This is a genomic window from Bernardetia aquimarina (assembly GCF_042180575.1).
GTDB lineage: Bacteria > Bacteroidota > Bacteroidia > Cytophagales > Bernardetiaceae > Bernardetia.
The window spans coordinates 427,331-452,042 of sequence record NZ_CP170094.1; the positions used below are offsets into that span (position 1 = coordinate 427,331).

A 24,712-nucleotide genomic window follows, 5' to 3' on the forward strand; every position below is an offset into this window, starting at 1 on the left:
ATTTAACTTCAATATAAAACGGCTATTCATCAAAAAAATGAATAGCCGTTTTTTAGTTCCTAAAATATATTCAAATTTATTTCCTATTCTTTAAACAACCAAATCTTTTACTCTCTCCACAGCCTTATGATAGACTTTTTCATACAAAGGTAAAATATTTGAAAGCTCAAATTCTTTTGCTCGTTTGAGGGCATTTTCTTTAAAAGTAGGCAAATTATCATCATCTAAGATAATCAAAGCATTTTTTGCCATATCTTCTACATCGCCCACATTACTCATAAACCCACTTACCCCCTGTACATTGAGTTCTATAAGTCCACCTGCATTACTAGAAATTACTGGAACTTCACAAGCCATTGCTTCCAAAGCAGCCAAACCAAAGCTCTCCGTTTCAGACGGCATCACAAACAAATCTGCTACTGACAAGACCTCTTCAATCGCATCAATTTCTCCCAAAAAACGAACATCATTAGAGAGATTTAATTCTTTTACAAGGTCTTCCATGGCTCGTCTTTCAGGTCCTTCTCCGACGAGTAATAATTTGGCTTCAATCTGTTTTCTGATTTTAGCAAAAACTTTAATTACATCATCAATACGTTTTACTTTTCTAAAATTAGAAGTATGAACAACTAATTTTTCATCATTGGGACAAATAGCCTTTTTGAAATGGTCTTTTTTCTGTTTCTTAAAACGCTCCAAATCAATAAAATTTGGAATTACATCAATATCTTTGGTAACCTTAAAGGTATTATATGTTTGTTGACGAAGACTATCCGAAACTGCCGTTACTCCATCTGACTCATTAATACTAAACGTAACCACAGGTTCATAACTTGGGTCTTTTCCGACAAGCGTAATATCTGTTCCGTGCAAGGTAGTAACTACTGGAATTTGTATGCCTTCTGCTCTCAAAATCTGTTTTGCCATATATGCAGAAGAGGCGTGAGGAATAGCATAATGCACATGCAGAAGGTCAAGTTTTTCACATTTGACTACATTTACCATTTTGCTGGCAAGAGCAAGTTCGTAAGGAGGATATTTGAAAAGTGGATATGTTCTGATATCGACTTTATGATAAAAAATGTTGCCACTCAAAAGGGCAAGGCGTGAAGGTTGGTCGTAAGTAATAAAATGAACCTTATGCCCTGCTTCTGCAAGTGCTTTTCCTAGTTCAGTAGCCACTACGCCACTTCCACCATAAGTAGGATAACAGACGATTCCTATTTTCATGAATTTTGATGAGTTTGTAAAAAGTAAGAAAGAGTATGATTAAAATTTGTATTATCTTTTCCCTAATTTAATATTTATATTTTCTTTTTAAGCGTTTGCTTTTAATACCAAATCATCAAAGTAAATAGCTGAGTGAGACGCATGATAAGTACATTTTCCGTTTTCCACTAACAAAATTTGAGGAGATTCATGATTGATACCTAATTCATCTGCAATCAGATTTGAAATATTTCTGTACTGAATTAAATCTAAATAATACGGTTCTACATTTCCCATTTTTTCTTGATTCCATTGACGTTCGAAACGAGAAAGAGCCATCGAACTTATAGAACAACGTGTACTGTGCTTGAAAATAAGAACAGGAGTAGTATCAGAGTTTTTAATAATTTTTTGAAGTGTTTCGGGTGTTTCTAGTTTGTTCCAGTTCATTACTTGTTCGTTAAAGAGTTTGGAAATGAATTTTGTAACTAAATTCATTGAGTTTTTTATTAAATGATTGACTTAAAATTTGTATTCAAAACGTGTCTTTGAGTATAAAGTTTGCATAAAAAGTGGAGTTTTTCAAAAAAATTGTAATTCTAGTCATTCTTTGTGTTTTTTTAAATGTTCCCATTGAGTATTCTATCTTTTAAATTTATTTTTGACAAAAAAAAGACAAATTCAGATTCGAATTTGTCTTTCTCTATTTCAATAAAATGAATTCTCAAATTACTCTACTTTTGAATAATTGTAATAGTAATTACCATTATTAGCAGTAATCAAAAAAGTAATATCATTCAATTTTTCTCCCTCCTCATCTTGATAGAAAAAATAACCTTGTATTCCTTGTGGATCTGTTTCATCTAAAGCAATTCCTACTATTGTTACTCCTTGAATAGTTTGTTGAGGTATTCTCAATGCAATAGCTTTACTAGAATTCAAATCTCTTAGTTCTATTTTGAAAGTAGTAGTGCTATCTGTTTCATCTGCCTTTTTGAGTTTTTCAGTAAAAATCATTTCAGTTTCTGTACTTCCTTTAGATAAAGTAGCGTTACTAACAAAGTTTAGATTTTCACCTACCGTAAGAGTTCCTTCATATTCTCCACTTATTAGAGTAGCATAATCCAACTTTTCAGGTGTATCTTCTTTACCTCCACAAGAACTAAAAACAAATAGAGAAACGAGAGTAAATAAAACAAGTAGATAAATTGAATTCTTTTTTTGATTTGATTGAATATTCATACTATTTTATAATTTTAGTGATTTTAACTTTGGTTGTTTGACAATTTTTGCACCTTATTGATTTTATTCGAATTTTGAATATTGATGGTCATCGGTGGGGACACCAACGACATAGTGCAAAAATTATCAGAGAACCTTAATTTTTAATAAGATGCAAAATTACACATAAAAACTTTATGACAAGACTATTTTTTTGAACAAAATGTTGCAGTATATTAAAAAAAATGAATAATTGACAAGTCAAGCTAAACTCTGAATTTCAAATAACTCTAAAAAATCAATTTGTTTTTTCGTCATCAAAACAGAAAAAATCTAATGTCGTATGTTTAATTGTGTTTCCTAATTCTTTCGCCTTTACCCAGTCCTGACAGGCTTTTTGAGGTTGGTCAAGATTTAATAACAACTCAGCTCTTTGCATATAAAGTTCTTTATTTCCCTTGTTATATAGAATAGCCAAATCTAAATTATACATTCCTTGTTTCTCCTTATTTAATTTAAAAAACAAATTCGAACGAGTATGATGAAAGCTTGATTCTGTTGGGTTTTCATTGATAAGAATCAAATTATTTTTTAAAGCTAAAGCATAATTTTTGACTTCATTCTCTAGTTTTTCTATTATTTCTGTTCGTTTTTGAATTGAATTTTCACTCTTTTGAATTACTGTTTCAAAATCTTGTTGTGCCAAATTATCATTTTGAAGATTTGCGTAAGCTAATGCACGTTGCTCATAATAAGTAGATTGTGTGGAATCTTGACGAATTAAAGTAGTATAAATTTCTATGGCTAATTCATATTCTTTGAGTCTGTTATAATATTCATCGGCTATTTCACGAGCTGTTTTTTGTTCATATTTACTCAAATCCAGAGCTGTTACAAAATCTGTAATTGCGCCTTGTTTTTCATCAACCTGTCCGTATGCAATTCCTCTTTCCAAATAAAAATCACTTTCTTGAATAAGTGCATTTTCAATCGCTTTTGTATAATCTTTCAATGCCCCATTAGGGAATTTAAAGTGTTCTGCGTATAATTTTGCTCTTAAATAATATGCCGTTGAAAAAGAATGGTCATAAGCAATAGCATAACTAAGCTCTTCAATAGCTTCGTTATAATTTTCTACTTCAATACTTTGTAAAGCACTATAATAATATACTCTGCTCAAAAATTCATGCACAGAATGCACTACCAAAAACATATAAACTATAAAAGTAATAGAAATTAAGGTCGAATAAAGATTTGTATTTTTTGGATCTTTGTGTCGCTCTGTATGATAACGTTGGAAATTTTGGTCTGCTTCTTTAGGACGCTGATTGGCGTAATAACTATATGAATAAACAAAACGCAGTGTTACATCATAATTTTCTTTTGCAACTGGATTAGATAAAACTTGATAGGCTTCATTAATCTGCTTAAAAAGCTCTTCTGCAACTGGATTATTGGGATTTTTGTCTGGATGATATTCTACTGCCAACCGTTTAAAAGCTACTTTAGCTTCCTCTTGAGAGGCAAGTTCTGGAATCCCTAAAGTAGTATAATGATTTTGCATTGCTCGTTTGTCGCTTTTTTATAATTTATATGATTTTTCTATAAAAATTTATTTCACTCTTTATTCAATTTATATTTTACACTATAACTTGTTAATAATCATTATGTTTACACCTTTTAAATTGATTTTTTGACAAGCTATTTAATTAATTAACAACTTATAAAAGTTACAAAATTTTTATAACTCTTACTAATTATTTTGTCTTTTTAACGCTAAAAATCATAAACTTCTAATTACTTGTATAGGAAAAGGCAAGCCTTTTCCCTACAAATAATTTATATTTTATTTACTTCTTACTTCATAAATCTGAATTAGCTTCGCTACTTTGGCAGGTCTTACTTTATTTAATTGTAACCTGTAAAATTAAAAGGTGTAATTTCTAACAGTTCATTTTTTACCTCCTCCGAAACATTTAAGGTTTTGATAAACTCATGTATTGTTTCCTCATTCATTGTTTTTCCTGTTCGTGTGAGAGCTTTTAAGGCTTCATACGGTTTTGGGTAATTTTCTCTTCTCAAAACAGTTTGAATTGCTTCGGCTACTACTGCCCAGTTATTTTCTAAATCAGCTTTTATTTTGGCTTCATTGATTTCTAATTTCGAAATTCCTTTTTGAAGAGACTTGAGAGCAATCAAAAAATGACCAAAAGGCACACCTATATTTCTCAAAACGGTAGAGTCTGTCAAATCACGTTGTAGCCTAGAAATAGGAAGTTTTGTAGATAAATGTTCGAAAAGAGCTGTTGAAATACCCAAATTTCCCTCTGCATTTTCAAAATCTATTGGATTGACTTTGTGTGGCATTGCTGAAGAACCTACTTCATTCGGATTTATTTTTTGTTTGAAATACCCCATCGAAACATACGCCCAAATATCTCTACTAAAATCTATCAAAATAGTATTTATTCGTTTGTAAGCATCTAATCTTGCAGCCAAAAAATCATAATTATCAATTTGAGTTGTCCATTCTTGACGTTCTAACCCCAAATGAGTTGCTAAAAAACTCTTTCCAAAAGTTCTCCAATCTGTCTTTGGATAGGCTACTTTGTGAGCATTAAAATTTCCTGTTGCACCTCCAAATTTGCCTGTATGAGGCAGCGTTTTGAGGTTTTCGAATTGCTTTTCCAAACGATAAGCAAATACTTTAATTTCTTTTCCTAGATGTGTAGGCGAAGCAGGTTGTCCGTGTGTATGTGACAGCAAAGGAATCTCTTTCCAGTCTTCAGAAATAGAATTTAGCTTTTCTATAATACTATTTATTTCATCAAAAAGAATCTTTTCTTCTGCTTCTTTGAGCAAAATGGGATTAGCCGTATTATTTATGTCTTGAGAAGTCAGACCAAAATGTACAAATTCATTATATGTTCCCAAATCCAGTTTTTCTAATTCTTCTTTTACAAAATACTCAACAGCTTTTACATCGTGATTAGTAATTTTTTCTGTTTCTTTTATTTTTTGAGCATTTTCTAAAGAAAAATCAGTATAGATTTTTCTTAAATAAGAAATTTGATTTTCTGAAAGTTCTGGAAGTTGAGAAAGTTCTGTTTTAGGTACTTTACAGAGAGCAATAAAATACTCAATTTCGACTCGTACACGAGCTTGAATGAGTGCATATTCTGAAAAATAATTTTGTAATGATTTTGTATGACGCTGATAACGTCCATCAATAGGAGAAATGGCTGTAAGCATGAATTAAAGTTAGAAATTAGAAGTTAGAAGTATAAAGTCAGAAGTAATACAAAATTCTGATTCCTGCAAATATAAAACTTCTAAACTCTAAATTTATGCTTGATTTCGTATTTAATTCTAAAATCTAATTTCTAGCTTCTAAATTGATTAATAATTATTTTTTATGGTAGAAAATATAGACCTTTGTAGAATTTTAAATGTGTAAGAGAAAATATAATTTGGTCTCAAAACTATGAAAATTACTTTTTCAACCATTACTACCTATTTTTTTCGTGGTCTTTTGATTACAGTTCCCCTAGCAGGAACAATCTATGTAGTAATTTCTTTTTTGGAATGGATGGATTCATTACTCAACTTTCGCACTTCGGGAGTTGGTATTATAGTTATTTTGATTTCTCTTACTTTTATTGGTTATCTAACCTCTCTTTTTGTAGCAAAATCTTTTTTTGAATGGTTTGAAAAGATGCTTTTGCGTCTTCCTATGGTTGGTCTTATTTATACTTCTATCAAAGACTTGATGGCTGCTTTTGTAGGAGAAGAAAAAAAATTTAGTAAATCCGTTTTGGTAAAATTAAATGCCGAGAATGAAATTTATAGACTTGGTTTTATTACAGCAGAGGATTTATCACTCTTAAAAATCAATGATTTGATTGGTGTTTATTTTCCTCACTCTTATAATATTTCAGGAAATTTATATTTAGTGGCTGCCAAAAATATTACACCGATTGATTATGATAACTCGGCTGACCTTATGAAATTTATTGCCTCTGGAGGTGTTTCAGAACTTGCACTAGCAGAAAACAAAGATAAAGAGTTTGGAGAAGACCTTTTGTAAATAAAGTAAGAAGTCAGATTTTAGAAGTCAGAAGTAAATGCAAAGTTAGATGTCAGATTTTAGACGTAAATATAAATACAAAAACATTTTTTCATTCCCTCACTCCTCCTTTAAAACTAAAACAATTATGGATTTTAACTTTAAAGAAATTGCCTCAGTATCACTTATTTTATTTTCAGTTATTGATATTTTAGGCTCAATTCCCATTATTATTGATTTACGTAAAAAAAATGATGGAGAACTAAAAGCCTTACAAGCAACACTCGTTTCAGGTGTTTTGATGGTTGCTTTTTTGTTTGTCGGACAAGAAATTTTACAGCTTTTTGGTCTTGATGTCGCTTCTTTTGCTATTGCAGGTGGCTTGATTATGTTTTTGATTGGCTTAGAGATGGTTTTGGGAGTAGATTTTTTCAAATCTGACCCAGAAGTTGGTCATTCTACGGTTGTTCCTTTGGCTTTTCCACTTATTGCAGGTGCAGGAACAATGACAACACTGATTTCGCTTCGTGCTGAATACTCTCAAGCAAGTGTTTTGATTAGTATTTTTATTAATTTAATTGTTATTTATGCTGTATTACGTGCTTCAAAATGGATTGATAAAAAATTAGGAGCGACAGGAAAAGCTGTTTTGCGTAAAGTATTTGGCATCATACTTCTAGCTATTGCTATAAAATTAATCAAAACAAATATTGTAATTGGATAAGATAACTTTTATTTTTTTATGTCAGAAGTCTTAAATAGTAAAACCTATAAATGGCTTTATGTACTACTTTTTTTAGGTTTAATTGTACGTTTGTCTTTTATTTGGTGGGGGGCATTTATTTATTATCCTAATCCTTTTTATTTTGGTGACTCATTTTCCTATACAAACTCATTTTTAAATCTTTGGAATAAAGGAATTTATTCTTTTGATTTGAATCATGCAGATGCTTATTTTGGAAGATTACCAGCTTACCCTCTTTTTTATGGATTTCATTATCTTATTTTTGGAAAGCAATATGCCTATATCGCTTTAGCACACTCTCAAGCCTTTATCGAACTTTTGGCTGTCGCAAGTTTATTTTTTATACTAAAAAAAATATCCACAATTAGAACAGCCTATATTGGTACTTTTTTGTATGCTTTTTATCCTTTTACTATCATTTGGACAACTCCTGTTCTTACAGAATCTATTGCTACTTCTTTGACTATAATTTTCTTTTATTTAGTTTATGATTTAAAAAAAGACACATTTTATCCTATTTATTTAAGCATCTTTATTGCTTTGTGTTTTTATACGAGAGAGTATTTGGGTATTTTGATAATTTCAGCAGGAATAGCTTATATCATTTTTGCAAAAGACTTTCAACAATTTTTAAAATGGACACTGATTTCAGGTTTTGTTTTTGGAAGTCTTTATTCACTTTGGCCTATTCGGAATTATATTACCACAGGACGGATTATTCTATTAAAAACAGAAAATTCTGGTTATAAAGAATTTGATAAAGACATGACTAGCTGTCGTACATGGTTATATGCTTGGACAGATTCGGCTAATTATGTTTTAGAATATATGCAGGATGGAAAAGTAATTGAAGAAGGGAAACCTATCTACTTACCTAATAAGGTTGCACCTACACTAGAAAATAAAGAGCAAGTTTATTCTATCATGAATCAATCTATAAAATGTGGTCGCTCTTTTAGAGTATGGCAAAGTCTGCGTCCTCTTTCTTCAAAAGAAGATTGCACAGAAAAAGTAGCTAAACAATATGATAGTCTTTTTGATACTTATAAATCAAATAATACTTTAAATTATTATTTTTATACTCCTTCAAAAAATTTATATAAATCTTTTTTCAAATTCTCTCTTAATAACTCTTCACACTCTTCTTCTGCTTCTAATAAGAATCTATCTCAAAATTTATCAGCACAAATAAAAAATATAGTAATTAAATTATTGTTTAGCTACCGTTCATTTTTAATTTGTATTGGATTTATAACTTTGATTATTTGTTCTTTCAAAGAAAAGATACTCTTCCCTGCATCATTTTTTATAATCTTTATGTATATTTTCATAAATTTCTTTATCAGACAAGTAGAAATGCGTTATTTATTACAGGCAGACACCTTACTACTACTCTTTTCAGCCATTGGGTTTGATTATTGTATAAATATTTTTCAAAAGAATTTTAAGAATACATCAATAATAAAATAGCATGAAAAAAGTCTTTTTTTTAGCTCTGTTTTGCCTTTCATTTTTTCAAATAAGCTTTGCTCAACAAGCTATTATCAAAATAAATCCATTTAATCCAATTTTGGGACGCTATACATTGGGCGTAGAAGTGGCTGTTACAGAACACTCTTCTTTGAGTTTATTGGTTAGTCGTTTAAATATCGACCTAGAAAAAAACTTCAACACAAAAAATGATGGCTCAGTAGGAGGTATAATAAATCTAACAAATTGGGGGTTTATGCCCGAATATCGATACTATTTTAGTCAGCAGGCATTAAGTGGATTTTATGGGGGTGCGTATGCAAATTATGCTCGTATGAATGCTGATATTTTTATTAATGGAGGCTCTGCAAGTACAACAGGCACAGCAAATGTTAATTTTAATAATTATGGTTTAGGAGTTATGACAGGGTATAATTTTTTAATAAAAAATCATTTTTCGATAGATGTTTTTGGTGGCTTAGGTGGTTTTTGGTATAATGTAGATAAAGTTACTATCAATTATCAAAATGAAGATGTTGTAGAGCAAGAAATTCCTATTCCGATTGCAGGAGTTTTTCCACGTATAGGTCTAAATTTGGGCTACGCTTTTTAAAGAAATAATTCAATAGATTAATTTATATTCTTTATCTTGTTACTTTTTAACAAAAGTTACTAATTTTTTCGTAATTTTCGGTTACATTTCAGTTTTACAGAAAATTCAACTCAAGTAATAAATTTGTTATAAATCAAATAATATATTTATTCAACCTAAATAAAAATATTTATTTAATTACTTTATATTTTTTGGCTAAAAACTCAATATAAACTATACAACACGTAACTTTTCAACAATCAACTTACCATCAAACGAACTTCCCTAATTTATGAAAAATAATTCTTTATACTCGTATTTCCTTATTTTTTCTTTACTCTTATCAATAGGAACATTTTCTTCTTGTGCTAGTACAGAAAGTACTACTGAAGAAACAACAGAAGAAACTACTGACGAAACCGAAACGGTAAATACAGACCAAGCAGCTCCTACAAAATTTGTTAATCTTGATGAAATGATTATGGATTTGGGAGATTATAACACTGATAACAACACGTATGAGAAAATGTCGGATACACAAATTCGTATTTCTCCTGCTGTTCCTGCAAGTGCTGATGATGCTCAAATTCAAGATATTGTAAAAGCAAGTCTAGTTTCTATTGCTATGCGTACTTTTATTCACACTGATTTGACAGAAGTAACTATAAAAGTTATACCTCAAAAAGCATCTATGAATCCTGAAGATGCAAAAATGATGGAAAAATATATGCAAGAAGGAAGTATTACTCGCCAAAAGGCAGAAGAAGTAGCAAAACAATATGCAGGAACAGACCTTAATTCTCTTGTTGGAAATAAAATAGGAGACCTTTTTCGTGCTGATATGCCAAATGATAATTTAGAAAAATTGAGAGGAAGTGAAAATCTAAATGCTGTATTTACTGCTCTTACAGGAAAATAATTTTTACGACGCATTTTCAGTTTAAATAAAAAGCATATTCTTTTAGTAGAATATGCTTTTTTGTTACCTTTGTTTTTTAAAATTGGCTCTTAATGGATTTTGGACGGATACTAATATAATTTTGATTATCTCATTTTTCAACAATATATAGTTTTGTTTTTTCCATAGAATTGGGTTTGCAAACCCAATTCTATAGAAAAAATGATATTTACACCGAATAAAATTTGGTAATATTACACAATATTTCCTAACAGTCCAATATTAGGTAAGAGCCTTAAAATTTTTCAACTGTTTTATTTCTATGAAAACCAATCTAAAAACTATCAAAAAACTATTTATCATTTCAATAATCGCTTTTAATTTTGGTTGTGAAAATAAAAAAGAAGAAAAAACCACACAAAGTGAAGAGATATTTAATCAAAAAAGCAAAATAGATTCTACACTTACACAAAAAAAAGCTAACTCTGATGAATTAAAACCTCATCAAAAACAATTTATAGAGTCATTTCGCAAAACAGAACAAACAGCAAGTATTACAGATTTTGAAACAAAAGATAATAAAAACAATGCTTATCTTACCAAATTAAGCGAACTAACCAACCTTAATCACGAACAAGTTTGTCAAATTTCTGCAAAATTTGGAGTTTATGAATTAGAAAAAATAGTTGATGCAATGCCTACTGATAGTGCAAAAACAAAAGAAGCCAAAAGACTTACTCTACTCATGCGTTTCAACAGACTTTCTCTCCCTCAAAAAGGCAAAGATTATCTGATAAATAAAAAAAATGAGTCTTTATCTAAGCAAAGTCAATTACAAAGTTATTTAGATGTATATCAAGAAGCTGCAAAACTGCACATGGACATAAATGAAAAAATAGATTTGAATAAGAGTAACTATCCCAAATCTCAAAAATTGGCAACTCTGATAGGTGTGGGTTTCGAAAAACTTGCTCTCATAGAAAGTCAGTTAGGAGTATTAGGACTGCATTCAGCCATTATGAATATTCCAGATTTTCCTAAAAAAGAAGAGGCATTAAAAATTATTTCAAAGTAGAATATAATGAATAACTCTAAGAATTATCTTTGGCTTGTTGTCGCTTTTATTTTTTTATTTTTGCTTCGTTTTTTTCGTTTATCTGAATTAGGTTTGCATGATTATGATGCCATAACTAATTTTTTGTCTGCAAAAAAAATAGTAGAAGGCGACTTTTCGATGCTTTTTCATCATGCTGCACCTTTTTTACATATTTTTGATGCTTTATCCTACTTTGCATTTCAAAATATTTCTAATTCGTTTACTTTTTTAGTTTATGCAGAAGCAAGTTTACAGATTATGGCTATTCTGTTTTTGAGTTCTATTCTGAAAAAAGATTGGAAATTTTCAGCTACGGCAGCTTTTTTCTTGGCTATTTTTGTGGGAAGTTCTCCTTTACTCGTTTATTCTGGACGTTGCTTGACGATTGATAATGGAAGTTTGCTTTTTGTCATTCTTACTTTGAATCAACTTCGGAAACTAACTTTTAAAAGTAAAAATCACAAATCTATCATCTATCTAAGTATTTATTTTGCGATTGCTTTTGGTTTTAATTACAAATCAATATTGATTTTGCCTTTTGTTTTTGGCTACTTATTTTATCAAAATTCCATTCTTGATTTTATCAAAAAAACAGCTCTTTTTGGTGGAATAAATGTTCTTTTTGGTGGATTTTGGACATTAACTGGACAATTACTTACAGGAAAATGGACGGCTTATTTGGGTAATTTATATTATTTAATTTTTGAAGCACATGAGCGAGAAGTTACAGGAGAATCTTGGGTAGAATTTGATTTGCTTTATTACTTCAAATACATTTTTTATTTCGAAAATCCTTTGATTTGGATAGGAATGGGAATGGTTATTTTTTCTGTAATCAAGAAGTTTTTGAAACGAAATGAAAATAAAACTAAAGACAACAAAACTTCTTTTTCATTTGACTGGAATGAATTAATTAATCAAAAAATTATTTTTTGGCTTTTACTTTTGGCTTCTATTGCTCTTCCGACATTTTTTTTAGAAAAAGCTCCTCGTATATGGATTTTGGTTTTGATTCTTGCTTATGCACTTTCTGCTTGGGCATTTTTGTTTGGAGAACTTCTCAATAAATCTGGAAAATGGTTGCTTTTTTTAGGAATATTCTATAATTGTTGGCTTATTATGGCTCATATTTATTCCTATTCTTCTTCTTCCTACAATGCAACAACTGCTTACATAATAGAAAATCAAATCCATAAAATCTACTTGAAAGGAACACTACAACCAATTCCATTTTTAGAAAAAGAGACGATTAATTATTTTATCTTACCTCAAAATTTTGATACCAATCTCTCTATTTCAGATTCTGTTTCTTACATTCTAACAGATGATTATTGTATTTTGGCTAATGATTGTTTGGAAGCAGAAACAATAATGAAAGATAAAACAATAAAATATTCAATCAGAAATAAATATGAACAGAAATATAAACTTCTGAAAGAATGGAAAGAACCCACACTTTCAGAACCCTTTTTATATGTAGAACACAGTCAGTATTTAGGTTTGAATTTTTCAGAAAGCTACGATTTATGGCAAAAACAGGTTCAAGATACAACTACCATTCGATTATATAAGGTCGTTAGGTAAAATACTTCTTTTGAAAGCTCCCATTAATAAATATTAGAAAGTGTTAATTTGGCTTAATAGTTGGCTAGGTATTTCAAATAAATCTTACACAAGTAAAAAACTATTATTATGAAAATCTTATTAACACTTGTACTACTTTTAAGCACACATAATGTGTTTCCTCAAAAATCATTTTCAGAATCCTCAATTACAACACTTCAAAAGAATAAATTCAATTTTTTCAAAAACCGATGGAAACCTAACCAATACATCCATGTTGAGTTTGGAAAAGTAGAAACTGGCAAAATTGAAAACAGTTGGTGGAGTGCACAATGGGTAATTGAAGATGCTGGAGATGGATTTGTAAGAATAAAAAATCGCTGGAAAAACACCTACTTAAACAATGAAAGTGGAAAACTAGAAATTGGAAAAATTGAAAGTGGATGGTGGAGTGCACAATGGGTCATCGAAAACGCAGGAGATGGATTTGTAAGGATAAAAAACCGTTGGAAAGGAACTTACTTACACAATGAACATGGAAATTTACAACTAGGTAACATTCAAAGTGGATGGTGGAGCGCACAATGGGCTATTGAATAAGTAAAAAACATCAAATTTTTATTGAATAACGCAAATAGTAAAGTTTGTGTTATTTTTTTTATTACTTTTTTCTCATCATAGTAATAAACTCTTCAATTAGTATTGGGTTCTTTTTAGCAGGAGCTGTTTCGAACTTGCTATTGACATCAAAACCAATACATTTGTGATGAATATGTCCCTTTAATTTTTCTACATCTTGTAGAGAAATCCCACCACTTAACATAAAAGGAGTTTCTAAATCATAAATTTTAAGCATTTCCCAGTCAAATTTATGTCCACTTCCTCCATAGTTTGGTGTTTGAGTATCAAACAAAAAATAATCTACAAAGTCTTCATACTGACGCATCAGAGGTAATGAAATTCCTTCTTTCCCTACCGAAAAAACCTTGATAATTTTAAACCCTTTTTCTTTTAATTTTTGACAAAAGGCAGGCGATTCATTCCCATGAAGTTGCACAAAATCTAATTTCCATTGATTAGCAATTCGCTCTACTTCTGCATCGGGAGATTCCACAAAAACACCAACTCGCTTGATAGAAATAGGCAAACCTTTTGGTAGTAACGTATCTAACTTTTCTGTACACAAATCTGATTGACGAACATAACGCTTCGAACGAGGATAAAAAATAAATCCTACAAAATCTGGGCAAAGAGAAGCTATTTGCTCAATATTTTGAGCATCACGCATTCCACAAACTTTTATGAGAGGAAAAGACATTTTTTCTTAATTAAAACGGTATCGTGAGTAATCAATATTTACTTTCTTCGACAAACTAATAGCCTATTTTGTTTGATTTATTTTTTGATAGATATAAAAAAAATACCATAAAAAATTTATATTCTACTAAACTACAAATTTTTGATGAAAAACTAAAATTATTTTTATGGCTTACTCTTCAAGGTAAAAAAAGACTTCACAAATATTTATTTGCATCTATCTAAAAAATTCGTTTACCTTTGCACTTGCGAAAGGGGTGCTGATGATTTTCTTATTTCTTTTCAAAGCAAAAAAGAAAATCAAAAGCTGAGATTATACCCTATACAAAATTTTGTAGATGAACCTGAACTTGGTAATGCAAGCGTAGGGATTCGCTCCTTCATTTTTATATTTGGTCTTCGAAACCCTAAGGGTCTTCAAAGACCCTTAGGGTTTATTCTCCTATCTCCTTTCCGTTTTACTTTTCAACCAAAAACACTAAAACAAAACGGAAATTATGAAAAATCTATATTTGATTTTTTCTCTTCTCATTATCTTATCTATTTCTAATTTTTCTTTTGCTCAATCTGATAAAAATACAGATAATTATTCCATTACTGGAACTGTAAAAGATAAAAATGGAGAAAACCTTATTGGTGCAACTGTTCTTCTAAACTTCAATAACAGTAGTTTTAGCAAAGGGACAATTACTAATCTAAACGGAGAATTTAACCTTTCTAATCTTTCTTCTCAAGTAGGAGAATATACCTTGATAGTTTCTTATATCGGCTACCAAACTATTGAAAAAACAATTACTTTAAATGCAAATACAGTTCTTGATATTGTATTGCCAGATGGCAAAACACTTTCAGAAATTATTATCAAATCGTACCGAGAATATCCTGTAACGCTTACAGAACTCAACGAAAAGCAAATAGAGAAACGTAATTTAGGACAAGATTTGCCTATTTTATTGCAATATACGCCTTCTGTGGTTAGTACATCTGATGCAGGTGCTGGTGTGGGTTATACAGGAATGAGAATTCGTGGAAGCGATGCCACTCGTACAAACGTAACTGTAAACGGAATTCCTATGAATGATGCTGAATCACAAGGAACTTTTTGGGTAAATATGCCCGATTTTGCAAGTTCTGCAAGTTCAATTCAGATTCAAAGAGGAGTAGGAACTTCTGTAAATGGAGCAGGTGCTTTTGGTGCTTCTGTAAATATTGCAACCCAAGAACCACAAGATGAAGCTGGAGCAGAAATTAGTAATTCTTATGGTTCGTTTAATACTTTTCGTCATAATGTTCAGTTTCATACAGGACTTTTGAAAGATAGAATTAAATTTTCTGGAAGATTATCAAAAATTACTTCTGATGGATTTATTGATGAGGCTTTTTCAGATTTGAAATCATTTTTTGTTTCTGGTGTTTATCAAAATAAAGTAGGAACAAGTATAAAATTAAATATTTTTGGAGGAAGAGAACAGACTTTTCAAGCGTGGAATGGTGTTCCTCAAGAAATTTTAGACGAAGGAAATCGTACTTACAACGAACTTGCAGGTTACGATAACGAAACTGATAATTATGGACAAGACCATTATCAATTTATTTTTGACCAAAAAATTAATCAAAATCTGACGGCAAACCTAGCATTACACTATACTAGAGGAAAAGGATATTTTGAGCAGTTCAAATCTGATGAAGATTTTTCTGATTATGGTTTAGAGCCGATTGTAATTAATGATTCTGTTACCATTAATACAACTGATTTGATTCGTCGCCGTTGGTTGGATAATGATTTTTACGGAACTGTTTTTAATCTAAACTATGAAAGTAGCACCACAAAAGGTAATGAATCTGTCTTGACTGCCATTGTTGGAGGTGGCTATAATATTTATGAAGGTGGACACTTTGGAGAAATCATTTGGGCAGAGTATGCTTCAACTAGCAGTATTAGAGATAAATATTATGAAAATGATGCTACAAAAAAGGATTTTAATTTATTCACAAAAGTAAATTATCAAGTTGTGGAAAACCTTTTTGCTTTTGCTGACCTTCAAATCAGAACTATCAATTATGATTTTTTGGGCTTTGATAATGACCTTAGTAATGTAGAACAAAATGCAAACCTTTCGTTTTTCAATCCAAAATTTGGTTTGACTTACAAACTAGACAATCATCGTTTTTATGGTTCGTGGGCTAGAGCGAATCGTGAGCCAAATCGTGATGATTTTACAGAATCTACACCTGCTACTCGTCCAAAAGCCGAACGTTTGGATAATATAGAATTGGGTTGGAATGGTCGTTTTGAGAAACTTTCTTTGTCAGCCAATTATTATTTGATGAATTATACTGACCAACTTATTCTGACAGGACAGGTAAATGATGTGGGTTCTTACACTCGCCAAAATGTAGATAAAAGTTATCGTACAGGAGTGGAGATTGTAGCAAATTATGATTTTAGTCAAAAATTTTCGTGGTCAGCAAATGCTACTTTTAGCCAAAATAAAATTAAGAATTTTACAGAGTTTTTAGATGATTATGATAATGGAGGACAGCAAGAAATCAATTATGGAGAAACAAATATTGCTTTTTCGCCTTCAATTATTGCTGCAAATACGTTCTCTTTCCGTCCTGCGACTGGTTTTTCTATCAATTTTTTATCAAAATATGTAGGCGAACAGTTTTTGGATAACACAAGTACAGACACAAGAAAACTAGATGCTTATTTTGTAAATGACTTACAACTGGTTTATAATTTCTCTTATAAGTTCTTCAAAAATATAGAACTCAATTTACTTGTAAATAATATCTTGAGTGAAGAATATGAAAGCAATGGTTATACTTTTGGATACATTGCAGGAGCAGAAACTGTTCGTCAAAATTATTTCTATCCACAAGCTGGGCGTAACTTCTTAGTAGGTTTGAAACTTAATTTCTAGGAAATTTCTAGGAATTAGAAAACACAATACGGTTTGTTCGATTTTTGGTCGGATAAACCGTATTTTTTTATTCCATAATTACCTAAATTGAATATGATTTTTTCTATCTGTTCTGTTTAATCATTATTTATATCGTATTTTAAACTAATCAATTTTATAAGTTCTTCTTCTTTATTTGGGTTGAGTTTCTTAGCTTTTGCCTCTTTTTTTATTTCTGCTCCTAAAAAATTTAAAATATCTCTTTTACTTGAAGGTATTTCAACCAATTCTCCATTTTTTGTCAAGCGAATAAAATAACTTTCTTTTATCTCGCTAAAAGAATCAGCAATAGCAACTTCATATCCTCCATTTCCTTTTCTACCTTTTTGAAAAAAAACAGTTTCCCTTTTGATTAATTCGACACCTGCTTCATTGCTCCATAAGAGTAACCCAAAACCTTTTTCAAGAGAAGGATATGTTACAGAAATATATGACTGATTCTTACCTACCAAATCAAAACGACAAGGCTGTTGGGGAGAAAATATTTTTACCTTACCAAGAACATCTTTTTCTGTTACCTGCATTACTTGTTTGTAAGCATCATATCTTATGAGATATTCTACACTATCACCTACTAGAGTAGCTTCTTGGAATGAATCATTGGTATAAGGAGTACCTTTTATTTGCTCATATTTTAAGTCACCACCTTCAATTACACCATAATAAACGGCATATGGAGTATCAGAAAATAAATTGACTTGAGCGTGTGCGTACATAATACTACTCAAAATAAAAAACAGAGTGAATGTTAATTTTATCATTTTTACATCTTTTTAGGTTAAATAAAGTACAAAATATTAATAAATAAATACTTTTGCAATTTTTGGTATTCAATTATTCAATATTTTTTATGTGGATAGTTATGTTCTTATTGATTTTGTTACAATAAAGAGTGTGTAAATTGAGAGTTAGGGGATAAGAAAAAAAGAATAGTTGTTTTCTATTTTTTGGTCGGATAAATCGTATTTTTGTTTGAATGAAAAATTTATAATTTGAAAACATGACAAATACAGATTATTACAGATTGAGTTTTGAGGAAAGATATTCTCTTAGAAGAATTAATGACCTTTTAGTAAAGGAAAATATAGAAGACAAAATTGATGGTGCTAGATTTGCCTATGATTTTTTTGAGTATGAAAGACATACAAAGTTAGGAGTTTCATTTCTTATGAATACTCTAATCTCTAATTTGATTAGTAATGATAATAATTCAGATGAACTTAATAGTGAAATTATTCGTGCTTTAGAAGTAGGAATATGGGAACAGCCTGATAAAAATGAAATAAATATAAACGCTTACATCTCTTTCTTGAAACGAAATGATGTTTCAGAAATGACTATAGCACAAGGCATTATGTTATTAGCGAGTTCAAACTACAAAGAAAAATTTGAACTTTTTCAGTATTACATTAGTCATAAATCTAGTTTAATTAAAAATGCTGTTGAAAAAGGATTAAATTCGTTTAATCAATAGTGGTCAAGTTAGCTCAATATTCTTCAATAATTCTAAAATTTATTTTTAATGAAAAACCAAATTCTATTATTTTCGATAATTCTCTTTCTATTTGCTTGTAACCAAGATAATATTATTAGGCATTCACGGAAGGATGTCAAGCAATTACAAAAATTGGATAATCTCATTTCTAACTCATTAACCTTAATAAAAATAAAAAAAATTCCTACTGAAGTTTTTGACAAAACAAACTTAACTTATCTTTCAGTTATTGGACAAGACTGTTGTATGGCAGGAGTTGAGTGTTTTGCTATTAGAGAAATCCCAAAAGAGATTAAGAATTTAAAAAACTTAGAAACTCTATCATTGACTTTGAATTATATTGAAAAACTTCCTCTTGAAATTTTGGAATTGAAAAAGCTTAAAATTCTTAGTTTAACAGATAATCCTAGTTTTTCTGATATAGAAACAGTTAGTAAAATGAAATGGCTAGAAGAGTTTTACTGTTATGGTTGTAATCTTTCTAAAGAGGAAATTGAATATCTAAAAAAACAACTTTCTGATTGTAAAATTGGAGTTAATTATTAGAACTACACATACTACTATACAAAAGTATTATAAATACCAATCTTGTATTTTTATATAGGTCAGCCTCGTAGAGCAGACCGTTTGTAGTGTGTTTTCAGTAAACGGGCTGCCCTTTGGGACTGACCTATTTGATTTTTTTCAAAAATGTCTAGTAGTATGAGAACTACATTTAAAATATGCCCCTATTCCCAACAAAAATACTCACTAACACAAAGCAAACTAAAGGAAGAAGGTTAGTCATTCCAGATATTCATGGCTGTTCTTTTACATTTCGTGCTTTACTTCAAAAAATCAATCTTACACACGATGATTTATTATTTTTCTTGGGGGATTATATCGATAAAGGAATAGACAGTAAGGGAGTGATTGATGAGATTTTACGACTTCAATCTGAAAACTATCAAGTTTTTCTACTTAGAGGAAATCACGAACAAACACTTTTAGAAAGCATTGAAGAATACCCAGAAAATCCTCTTATTTTTCATAAAGCCTACCAATTAGAAAACTTATTGAATGAAAATGGCAATGTAAGTAGTTAGACATAATTATCGTAACAATTTTCCTTTATATATAGTAAAATCAATTTTATACTTTTTACTATTGTATTTTTTTAGAATATTTTTTACAGCTTGATGTAAGTCTTCTTTACTCGTGAAATCTTGAGGTCTTAACCACTCTATTTTGATTTTTCTCCATAGTGTTTCTATGGGATTCAAATGTGGACTGTAAGAAGGTAAGTAGAAAATAAGTACTCCTTTCTCTTCCCATTCCTCTATTTTCTCTTCTATTTCTTTAGAAATATGCCAAGGTCCATTATCTAACACTAGAACAGTCGTTTTTTCAATTGTTTCTACAAACTGATCTATACAATCAATGATAACTTTAGAATTAATGTTTTGGGTGCTTACAAAACTGCTTAGTTCTCCACGCAAGTTAAGCAATCCAAATACATTTAAATTACCTCCCTTACTACTTTTAATGCCTACTTGTTCTCCTATTCTACACCAACCATAAGGAACATTGGGTTCTAAATTGAAGGAAGACTCATCACAAAAACGCAAATCTATACAGCCTGCTAAAAATAAAAGAATGAGAAATTCTAAACTACGTTTTTTTTCTTCATATACAACAGGGTCAGGTTTCTTAACAGTTACTTTTCTGAAGCGTTTCCAACACCATTTTTTTTTTAAGCAACCTTTTTAAAGTCTTGACTGACATAGATTTACCCAATTCCTCTTCCAATTGAGAAACAACTACTTTCAAACTTTGAGGACTGGCTTCAACTAGAGATTCTACTTTATTCATTTCTTCTTCATTATCTATACGAAGAATAGGGCGACGACCTTGTCCTTTACTCGTCTCTAATCCTGCTATGCCCTCTTTTTCATACCGATTAAACCAACGAATAACTAATTGGCGAGTAACTTGATAAAAATCCATTATCTCACTAACCTTTTTTCCTTGATGGCTTAAAAGAATGTAATGACAACGAGTACGGAAAGTTGATGATTTACCTTCTTTCCAACCTTGCTCTAAGGAAGATACTTCCTCTATACTCAAACTAATAAAACGTTTTTTTCCTCTCATAAAACAAAGATAAAAAAAATATTTAATAATTTTGTCTAACTACTTAGAAGTAAAATATCATACTTTTCTCAAAAATCTATTTTACTATTTTGAGTTAGAGGATTATTTTTTGGTTCATGCAGGTTTTGAATTTGATGCAGAAAAGCCTTTTCAAGATTTTGATTCTATGCTTTGGATGCGTGATGCGTTTTATGATGAGGAATTAGCAAAATCTAAAACTATCATTTTTGGACATCAGCCTACACCACTCATTGACATTCATTATTCTATTCAAAATAATTCGCCTTTGATTTGTCTTGACAATGGAGCTGTATTTTATGATTTCAAAAATCAAGGTTTTGGCAAATTAATCTGTTTTGATTTAGATACAAAGAAACTTATCATCCAAGAAAATTTAGAACAAAAACGATTAGAGTCTAATTTGATTTGAGTTTTTTGTGTGGTCTAAAACTCTAATAATCTACTTTTATTCCGTGATATTCTTCTTGTGTTTTGTAGTCTTTTCGAAGTGGAAAACCTCCCCAGTCAGCAGGCATTAATATTCTTCTAAGGTCTGGATGATTTTCAAATTTTATTCCTATCATATCAAAGGCTTCTCGTTCGTGCCAATCAGCAGCTTTCCAAATTGAGGTCAAAGAATCTACAACAGGATTTTTTTCTTCTTTATTATCTAATAAAATAGCCAAAGTAATGGAATGCTCAAAAGGATAGGAATAGAATTGATAGACTACTTCGAAAGAATTTTCATTGTCTAAGGCACTTATACAAGCCAAATTATCAAAATAAAGTCTATCATCAGAATATAAAAAATGAGCAATCTCTAACAGAGCTTCTTTTTTTTCTATCAAAATACGAGGTTGAAGTGTTTCTGTATTTTGGATTGAAATAGAATCTTGAAACTTTTCTTGTAAAATAATTGCTAATTCTTCAAAAGTCATAAACTATAATTTTTTTATTCTTCTTCATCTCTGTTTGGAATTCTATCTTCTGCACGAGGATTTGGAAGAGGAGGTAAATCTGCTAATTCCTCTCTTTCTTTTTTTCTATCTTCAGTACTCATTTCTGAACCAATATTTCTATTAGGATTCCTTCTATTTTTAGTTTCTTGACTAGGTTGTCTTTCCGAAGAAATTCTTCCTGTGGGTTGCGCTCTAGGTGGGTCTGTTTCCGTAGTATTTTGATACACTTCTTGTAATTCGCCTTCCATAACCATTTTTTTGAGTTGATTATATTTCCAACCAATACGCAATAGAATTGCACCAATAATAACAAAAGTAATAATTCCTTCCACTCTTCCCATTTGCCAAAAATCCCACGCAAAGAATTTTATAAGCAACACAACAAATAAAACAAGAGCAAACAAACGCACCTCTTTTATCTTGTATCTTAGTCCTAAAGAAATAGCAGCCACAGATAACAATGCCCATAAAATAGGATAGCCAAACTGACTATTCGTTTCTAAAATAGCATCTTTTCCTTCTAATCCATCAGCAATATCATAAAAAATCCAAACGACTGTATTTCTAAGTTCTAAAGATAAGTAAGCAACTACTGCAAAACACAAAATATAAATTGTGGTCGCATAAACAACTGATTTTTCGCCATCTTCATAATACACATCACGAGTAAGCAAAAGCAACCCAAAAAGTGTAATCAAAAGATTGAGATAATGTCCTAAATATTGAGAAAGTGCGTTGCTGTTAGTGAGCCAGTGAGATTCTGCTGATTTGGTACGAATGTGTTCTAAAAGCAAATCCATAGCTTGAGGTTGTACCAAAATAAAGTAAACAATAGTCATGACAAAGACCATTCCTCCCATAATTTGTTGTACTCCATTCCATTTTACTGTTTTGGCAAATTGCCATACACCAATCGCATAAACGACATTAAAAAGTCCGATAAGAATAAGTTTGAAATCATAACTTCCAAAATTATTTGATTTATGGATAATGAGTTCCAAATTTCCTATCATAAACAAAACCAAAAGCATAAAACCACCTAAAAAATTGGTGTACATACCTACATTTATAAATCCAATATCTTCCTCCTCGTCTTCATCCTTCAATAAATAAATAGAAAATGCAAGTCCGACCATTGTAAGAAGACTACTTAAAACTGCTCCATTTAATAAAAATCGTCTTGTCAAATCATTTTCATACGACCAGTATAAATCAAAAAACCAAACAATAATAGATGCTCCAATCAAAAACATAGAAGCTGTTTTGAAAACACTCATTTGTGAACGAACACCTACCCAAATCAAGATTACACCTTCAAAAACAAAACAAATATTTATGTATTCTTTATCAATAAGAAGTGGAATTGCAACCGTAAAAAATAAAATTGTATAGCCAACAACTGTATAAAAAAGTTTTACATCTGCGCTATCTGACTTATAAAGCTGGTAAGAAAAGAAAGAATTAAATATAGCTAGACCAAAAATAAATGCTCCTAAATACCCAAAACTATCAATTTGATAGAGTACATAAGAAATAATGATAACATAAGAAATTACATTTGCCAGTAGCATTGCATAATTAAAACTTTTCAAACGCTGTTTTGTACCTATACTATAAATTACATTCATCACAAAAAAAGTAATATAATAAAGAGTAGAAAACAGAAGAGCTGTGGTGGCATTATTTCCAACATTAAAATCCGCTACAAATACCCAAATATCAAAAAGAACAAGTGAAGCTATAAAAGTAAAAATATTGATATTATCCCATTCTTTTCGATGTGCAATACCTAAAGCAATGATATTAAGCAATAAAAGATAGGTAAAAAGGGCAATATAATTAGTAGATTCGAAACCAACAACAACAAAAGCTGTAACATATCCACCCATTATGGAAACCAAAGCTAACGTTTTTCTATTGTGTGCAATGGCTAAAACAACAGCTATCAAGGTAATAAGCAGATTTATTGCATACGCCCAAATCTGACTTCCTACCGAATAATATTCAAAGAGTAAAGTAGCCGAATAATACAAAATTATCATTCCACCTACTAAATAAATCCCACTCAAACTTTTGCTACTATTTCGTTGACGATGTGAAAGAGCAAGCAAAATTCCACCTACGGTAAAACCAATAAATAACTGTCCGATATTTCCAATAAAACCAGCATCGATACCAAAATTGATAAGCATAATTACACCTATAATTAGCATAATAATACCTACCTTGTTGAGTAGATTTTCACCTAAAAACTCTTCAAATCCTTTTTTACTTTGGCTATAAATATTTTCTATTGTCCGAGTTTGATTTTGTAGTGTAGTTGTATTGTTCTGATAACGAGGGTCTGGTCCACTTCTTCTTTCTTTTGGCTCTTCTTCTCCTTCTTCTCCTCCAAAAACTTTTAAATATACTTTTCTACCTCTGCCCACCATATCGCCTGTTTGGCGTGTACTTTCTCGTGTTCCTTTATATTCTTTTATTTTATTTTTATAAATGCGTTGTGCTAGTTCATCATCTTCAATGGTAAGGTCACTCATTTGACTGAGGTGATGATAAATAGGGTCTTTTTTTACATTTTCTTCATAATCTTTATCAAAACGACGCAAATACGAACGAGTTTCTTGTATTTCTTCTCTAAATCCTTCAGCAACCTTCAATAAATCACTAGCCTCACTATCTGTATTTTGGGTAGAAGATTGTGAAGTATATTTTTTTGGAATAAGATTTTTGGGAAGTTGATTTAATTTCTCTTCAAATTTTTGATTGGGAAACTTTTCATTTTCTTCTTCAAAATTATCTTGTTCCTTTTTAGGTTCGTTACTAGGATTTTTAGGATTATCTTTCTCGTTCATACTTTTATTTTCAATTATGAATTAAAAATTACGACTTGTTAAAGCAATGAAGCTAATTACATAAAACGTATTTGTAATAGTTGATTATTCATCAGAGTTAGTTTTTAAATGTCAGTTAAACTGGGTAATA

The 24,712-nt window shown here is 30.4% G+C and carries 23 protein-coding genes, 1 pseudogene and 1 riboswitch; of the genes and pseudogenes, 13 read left to right on the plus strand and 11 right to left on the minus strand.

Annotated elements, in window-relative coordinates:
* Nucleotides 1-90: 90 nt before the first annotated feature.
* The 5 genes from bshA to purB form a co-directional block, all read right to left on the minus strand.
* Complete coding sequence (gene bshA, locus ACE193_RS01720) at nt 91-1,230, minus strand: N-acetyl-alpha-D-glucosaminyl L-malate synthase BshA (protein ID WP_375561296.1); 1,140 nt, start codon at nt 1,228-1,230, stop codon at nt 91-93.
* A gap of 87 nt (nt 1,231-1,317) precedes the next feature.
* The gene (ytxJ, locus tag ACE193_RS01725) at nt 1,318-1,707 is read right to left on the minus strand and encodes a bacillithiol system redox-active protein YtxJ (RefSeq protein ID WP_375561297.1); all 390 of its coding nucleotides are present in this window, start codon (nt 1,705-1,707) and stop codon (nt 1,318-1,320) included.
* Between the two features lie 231 nt (nt 1,708-1,938).
* The gene (locus ACE193_RS01730; RefSeq protein WP_375561298.1) at nt 1,939-2,451 is read right to left on the minus strand and encodes a hypothetical protein; all 513 of its coding nucleotides are present in this window, start codon (nt 2,449-2,451) and stop codon (nt 1,939-1,941) included.
* A gap of 277 nt (nt 2,452-2,728) precedes the next feature.
* Complete coding sequence (locus ACE193_RS01735; protein ID WP_375561299.1) at nt 2,729-3,994, minus strand: DnaJ domain-containing protein; 1,266 nt, start codon at nt 3,992-3,994, stop codon at nt 2,729-2,731.
* A 344-nt stretch (nt 3,995-4,338) separates the two neighbouring features.
* A complete protein-coding gene (purB, locus tag ACE193_RS01740; protein ID WP_375561300.1) occupies nt 4,339-5,682 on the minus strand; it encodes an adenylosuccinate lyase in 1,344 nt (447 codons plus the stop codon).
* A 232-nt stretch (nt 5,683-5,914) separates the two neighbouring features.
* Between purB and ACE193_RS01745 the strand changes: the two genes are divergently transcribed.
* The 8 genes from ACE193_RS01745 to ACE193_RS01780 all read left to right on the plus strand — a co-directional run bounded on the left by ACE193_RS01745 (nt 5,915) and on the right by ACE193_RS01780 (nt 13,460).
* Nucleotides 5,915-6,517: a DUF502 domain-containing protein gene (locus ACE193_RS01745; protein WP_375561301.1), complete on the plus strand. Its 603-nt coding sequence runs from the start codon at nt 5,915-5,917 to the stop codon at nt 6,515-6,517.
* A 127-nt stretch (nt 6,518-6,644) separates the two neighbouring features.
* The gene (locus ACE193_RS01750) at nt 6,645-7,220 is read left to right on the plus strand and encodes a MarC family protein (RefSeq protein WP_375561302.1); all 576 of its coding nucleotides are present in this window, start codon (nt 6,645-6,647) and stop codon (nt 7,218-7,220) included.
* 18 nt (nt 7,221-7,238) lie between these two features.
* The gene (locus tag ACE193_RS01755) at nt 7,239-8,711 is read left to right on the plus strand and encodes a hypothetical protein (RefSeq protein WP_375561303.1); all 1,473 of its coding nucleotides are present in this window, start codon (nt 7,239-7,241) and stop codon (nt 8,709-8,711) included.
* A 1-nt stretch (nt 8,712) separates the two neighbouring features.
* On the plus strand, nt 8,713-9,324 hold the full coding sequence (locus ACE193_RS01760; RefSeq protein ID WP_375561304.1) for a DUF3575 domain-containing protein: 612 nt from the start codon (nt 8,713-8,715) through the stop codon (nt 9,322-9,324).
* 271 nt (nt 9,325-9,595) lie between these two features.
* A complete protein-coding gene (locus tag ACE193_RS01765) occupies nt 9,596-10,222 on the plus strand; it encodes a hypothetical protein (RefSeq protein ID WP_375561305.1) in 627 nt (208 codons plus the stop codon).
* A 301-nt stretch (nt 10,223-10,523) separates the two neighbouring features.
* Nucleotides 10,524-11,276: a hypothetical protein gene (locus tag ACE193_RS01770; protein WP_375561306.1), complete on the plus strand. Its 753-nt coding sequence runs from the start codon at nt 10,524-10,526 to the stop codon at nt 11,274-11,276.
* 6 nt (nt 11,277-11,282) lie between these two features.
* Entirely contained in the window at nt 11,283-12,881 is a 1,599-nt protein-coding gene (locus ACE193_RS01775) for a hypothetical protein (protein ID WP_375561307.1), read from the plus strand.
* Between the two features lie 108 nt (nt 12,882-12,989).
* Nucleotides 12,990-13,460: a hypothetical protein gene (locus ACE193_RS01780; protein WP_375561308.1), complete on the plus strand. Its 471-nt coding sequence runs from the start codon at nt 12,990-12,992 to the stop codon at nt 13,458-13,460.
* Between the two features lie 61 nt (nt 13,461-13,521).
* Here the strand turns inward: ACE193_RS01780 and ACE193_RS01785 are convergent, their stop codons facing one another.
* Nucleotides 13,522-14,178: a phosphoribosylanthranilate isomerase gene (locus ACE193_RS01785; RefSeq protein ID WP_375561309.1), complete on the minus strand. Its 657-nt coding sequence runs from the start codon at nt 14,176-14,178 to the stop codon at nt 13,522-13,524.
* A 242-nt stretch (nt 14,179-14,420) separates the two neighbouring features.
* A riboswitch (TPP riboswitch) is annotated at nt 14,421-14,565 on the plus strand.
* Between the two features lie 109 nt (nt 14,566-14,674).
* On the opposite strand from ACE193_RS01785, the gene ACE193_RS01790 reads away from it, so the two are divergent.
* Nucleotides 14,675-17,104 (plus strand): TonB-dependent receptor, encoded by a 2,430-nt coding sequence (locus tag ACE193_RS01790; protein WP_375561310.1) that lies wholly within the window; start codon nt 14,675-14,677, stop codon nt 17,102-17,104.
* Nucleotides 17,105-17,220: 116 nt separating this feature from the next.
* Here the strand turns inward: ACE193_RS01790 and ACE193_RS01795 are convergent, their stop codons facing one another.
* On the minus strand, nt 17,221-17,904 hold the full coding sequence (locus ACE193_RS01795; RefSeq protein ID WP_375561311.1) for a hypothetical protein: 684 nt from the start codon (nt 17,902-17,904) through the stop codon (nt 17,221-17,223).
* A gap of 239 nt (nt 17,905-18,143) precedes the next feature.
* Here ACE193_RS01795 and ACE193_RS01800 point away from each other — a divergent pair, with 239 nt between their 5' ends.
* The 3 genes from ACE193_RS01800 to ACE193_RS01810 all read left to right on the plus strand — a co-directional run bounded on the left by ACE193_RS01800 (nt 18,144) and on the right by ACE193_RS01810 (nt 19,723).
* Complete coding sequence (locus tag ACE193_RS01800) at nt 18,144-18,617, plus strand: hypothetical protein (protein ID WP_375561312.1); 474 nt, start codon at nt 18,144-18,146, stop codon at nt 18,615-18,617.
* A gap of 48 nt (nt 18,618-18,665) precedes the next feature.
* On the plus strand, nt 18,666-19,184 hold the full coding sequence (locus ACE193_RS01805; protein WP_375561313.1) for a hypothetical protein: 519 nt from the start codon (nt 18,666-18,668) through the stop codon (nt 19,182-19,184).
* A gap of 176 nt (nt 19,185-19,360) precedes the next feature.
* Entirely contained in the window at nt 19,361-19,723 is a 363-nt protein-coding gene (locus ACE193_RS01810) for a metallophosphoesterase (RefSeq protein WP_375561314.1), read from the plus strand.
* Nucleotides 19,724-19,729: 6 nt separating this feature from the next.
* On the opposite strand, the pseudogene ACE193_RS01815 reads toward ACE193_RS01810, so the two are convergent.
* Together ACE193_RS01815 and ACE193_RS01820 are read right to left on the minus strand one after the other, a co-directional pair.
* Nucleotides 19,730-20,296: pseudogene (locus ACE193_RS01815) on the minus strand (IS630 family transposase); the annotation flags it as partial.
* 31 nt (nt 20,297-20,327) lie between these two features.
* A complete protein-coding gene (locus ACE193_RS01820) occupies nt 20,328-20,771 on the minus strand; it encodes a helix-turn-helix domain-containing protein (RefSeq protein WP_375558679.1) in 444 nt (147 codons plus the stop codon).
* Nucleotides 20,772-20,802: 31 nt separating this feature from the next.
* On the opposite strand from ACE193_RS01820, the gene ACE193_RS01825 reads away from it, so the two are divergent.
* Nucleotides 20,803-21,201 (plus strand): hypothetical protein, encoded by a 399-nt coding sequence (locus ACE193_RS01825; protein WP_375561315.1) that lies wholly within the window; start codon nt 20,803-20,805, stop codon nt 21,199-21,201.
* 22 nt (nt 21,202-21,223) lie between these two features.
* On the opposite strand, the gene ACE193_RS01830 is transcribed toward ACE193_RS01825, so the two are convergent.
* Both ACE193_RS01830 and ACE193_RS01835 read right to left on the minus strand, forming a co-directional pair.
* The gene (locus tag ACE193_RS01830; protein WP_375561316.1) at nt 21,224-21,709 is read right to left on the minus strand and encodes an NADH-quinone oxidoreductase subunit C; all 486 of its coding nucleotides are present in this window, start codon (nt 21,707-21,709) and stop codon (nt 21,224-21,226) included.
* Between the two features lie 14 nt (nt 21,710-21,723).
* The gene (locus tag ACE193_RS01835; RefSeq protein ID WP_375561317.1) at nt 21,724-24,582 is read right to left on the minus strand and encodes a DUF2339 domain-containing protein; all 2,859 of its coding nucleotides are present in this window, start codon (nt 24,580-24,582) and stop codon (nt 21,724-21,726) included.
* Nucleotides 24,583-24,712 lie beyond the last annotated feature (130 nt).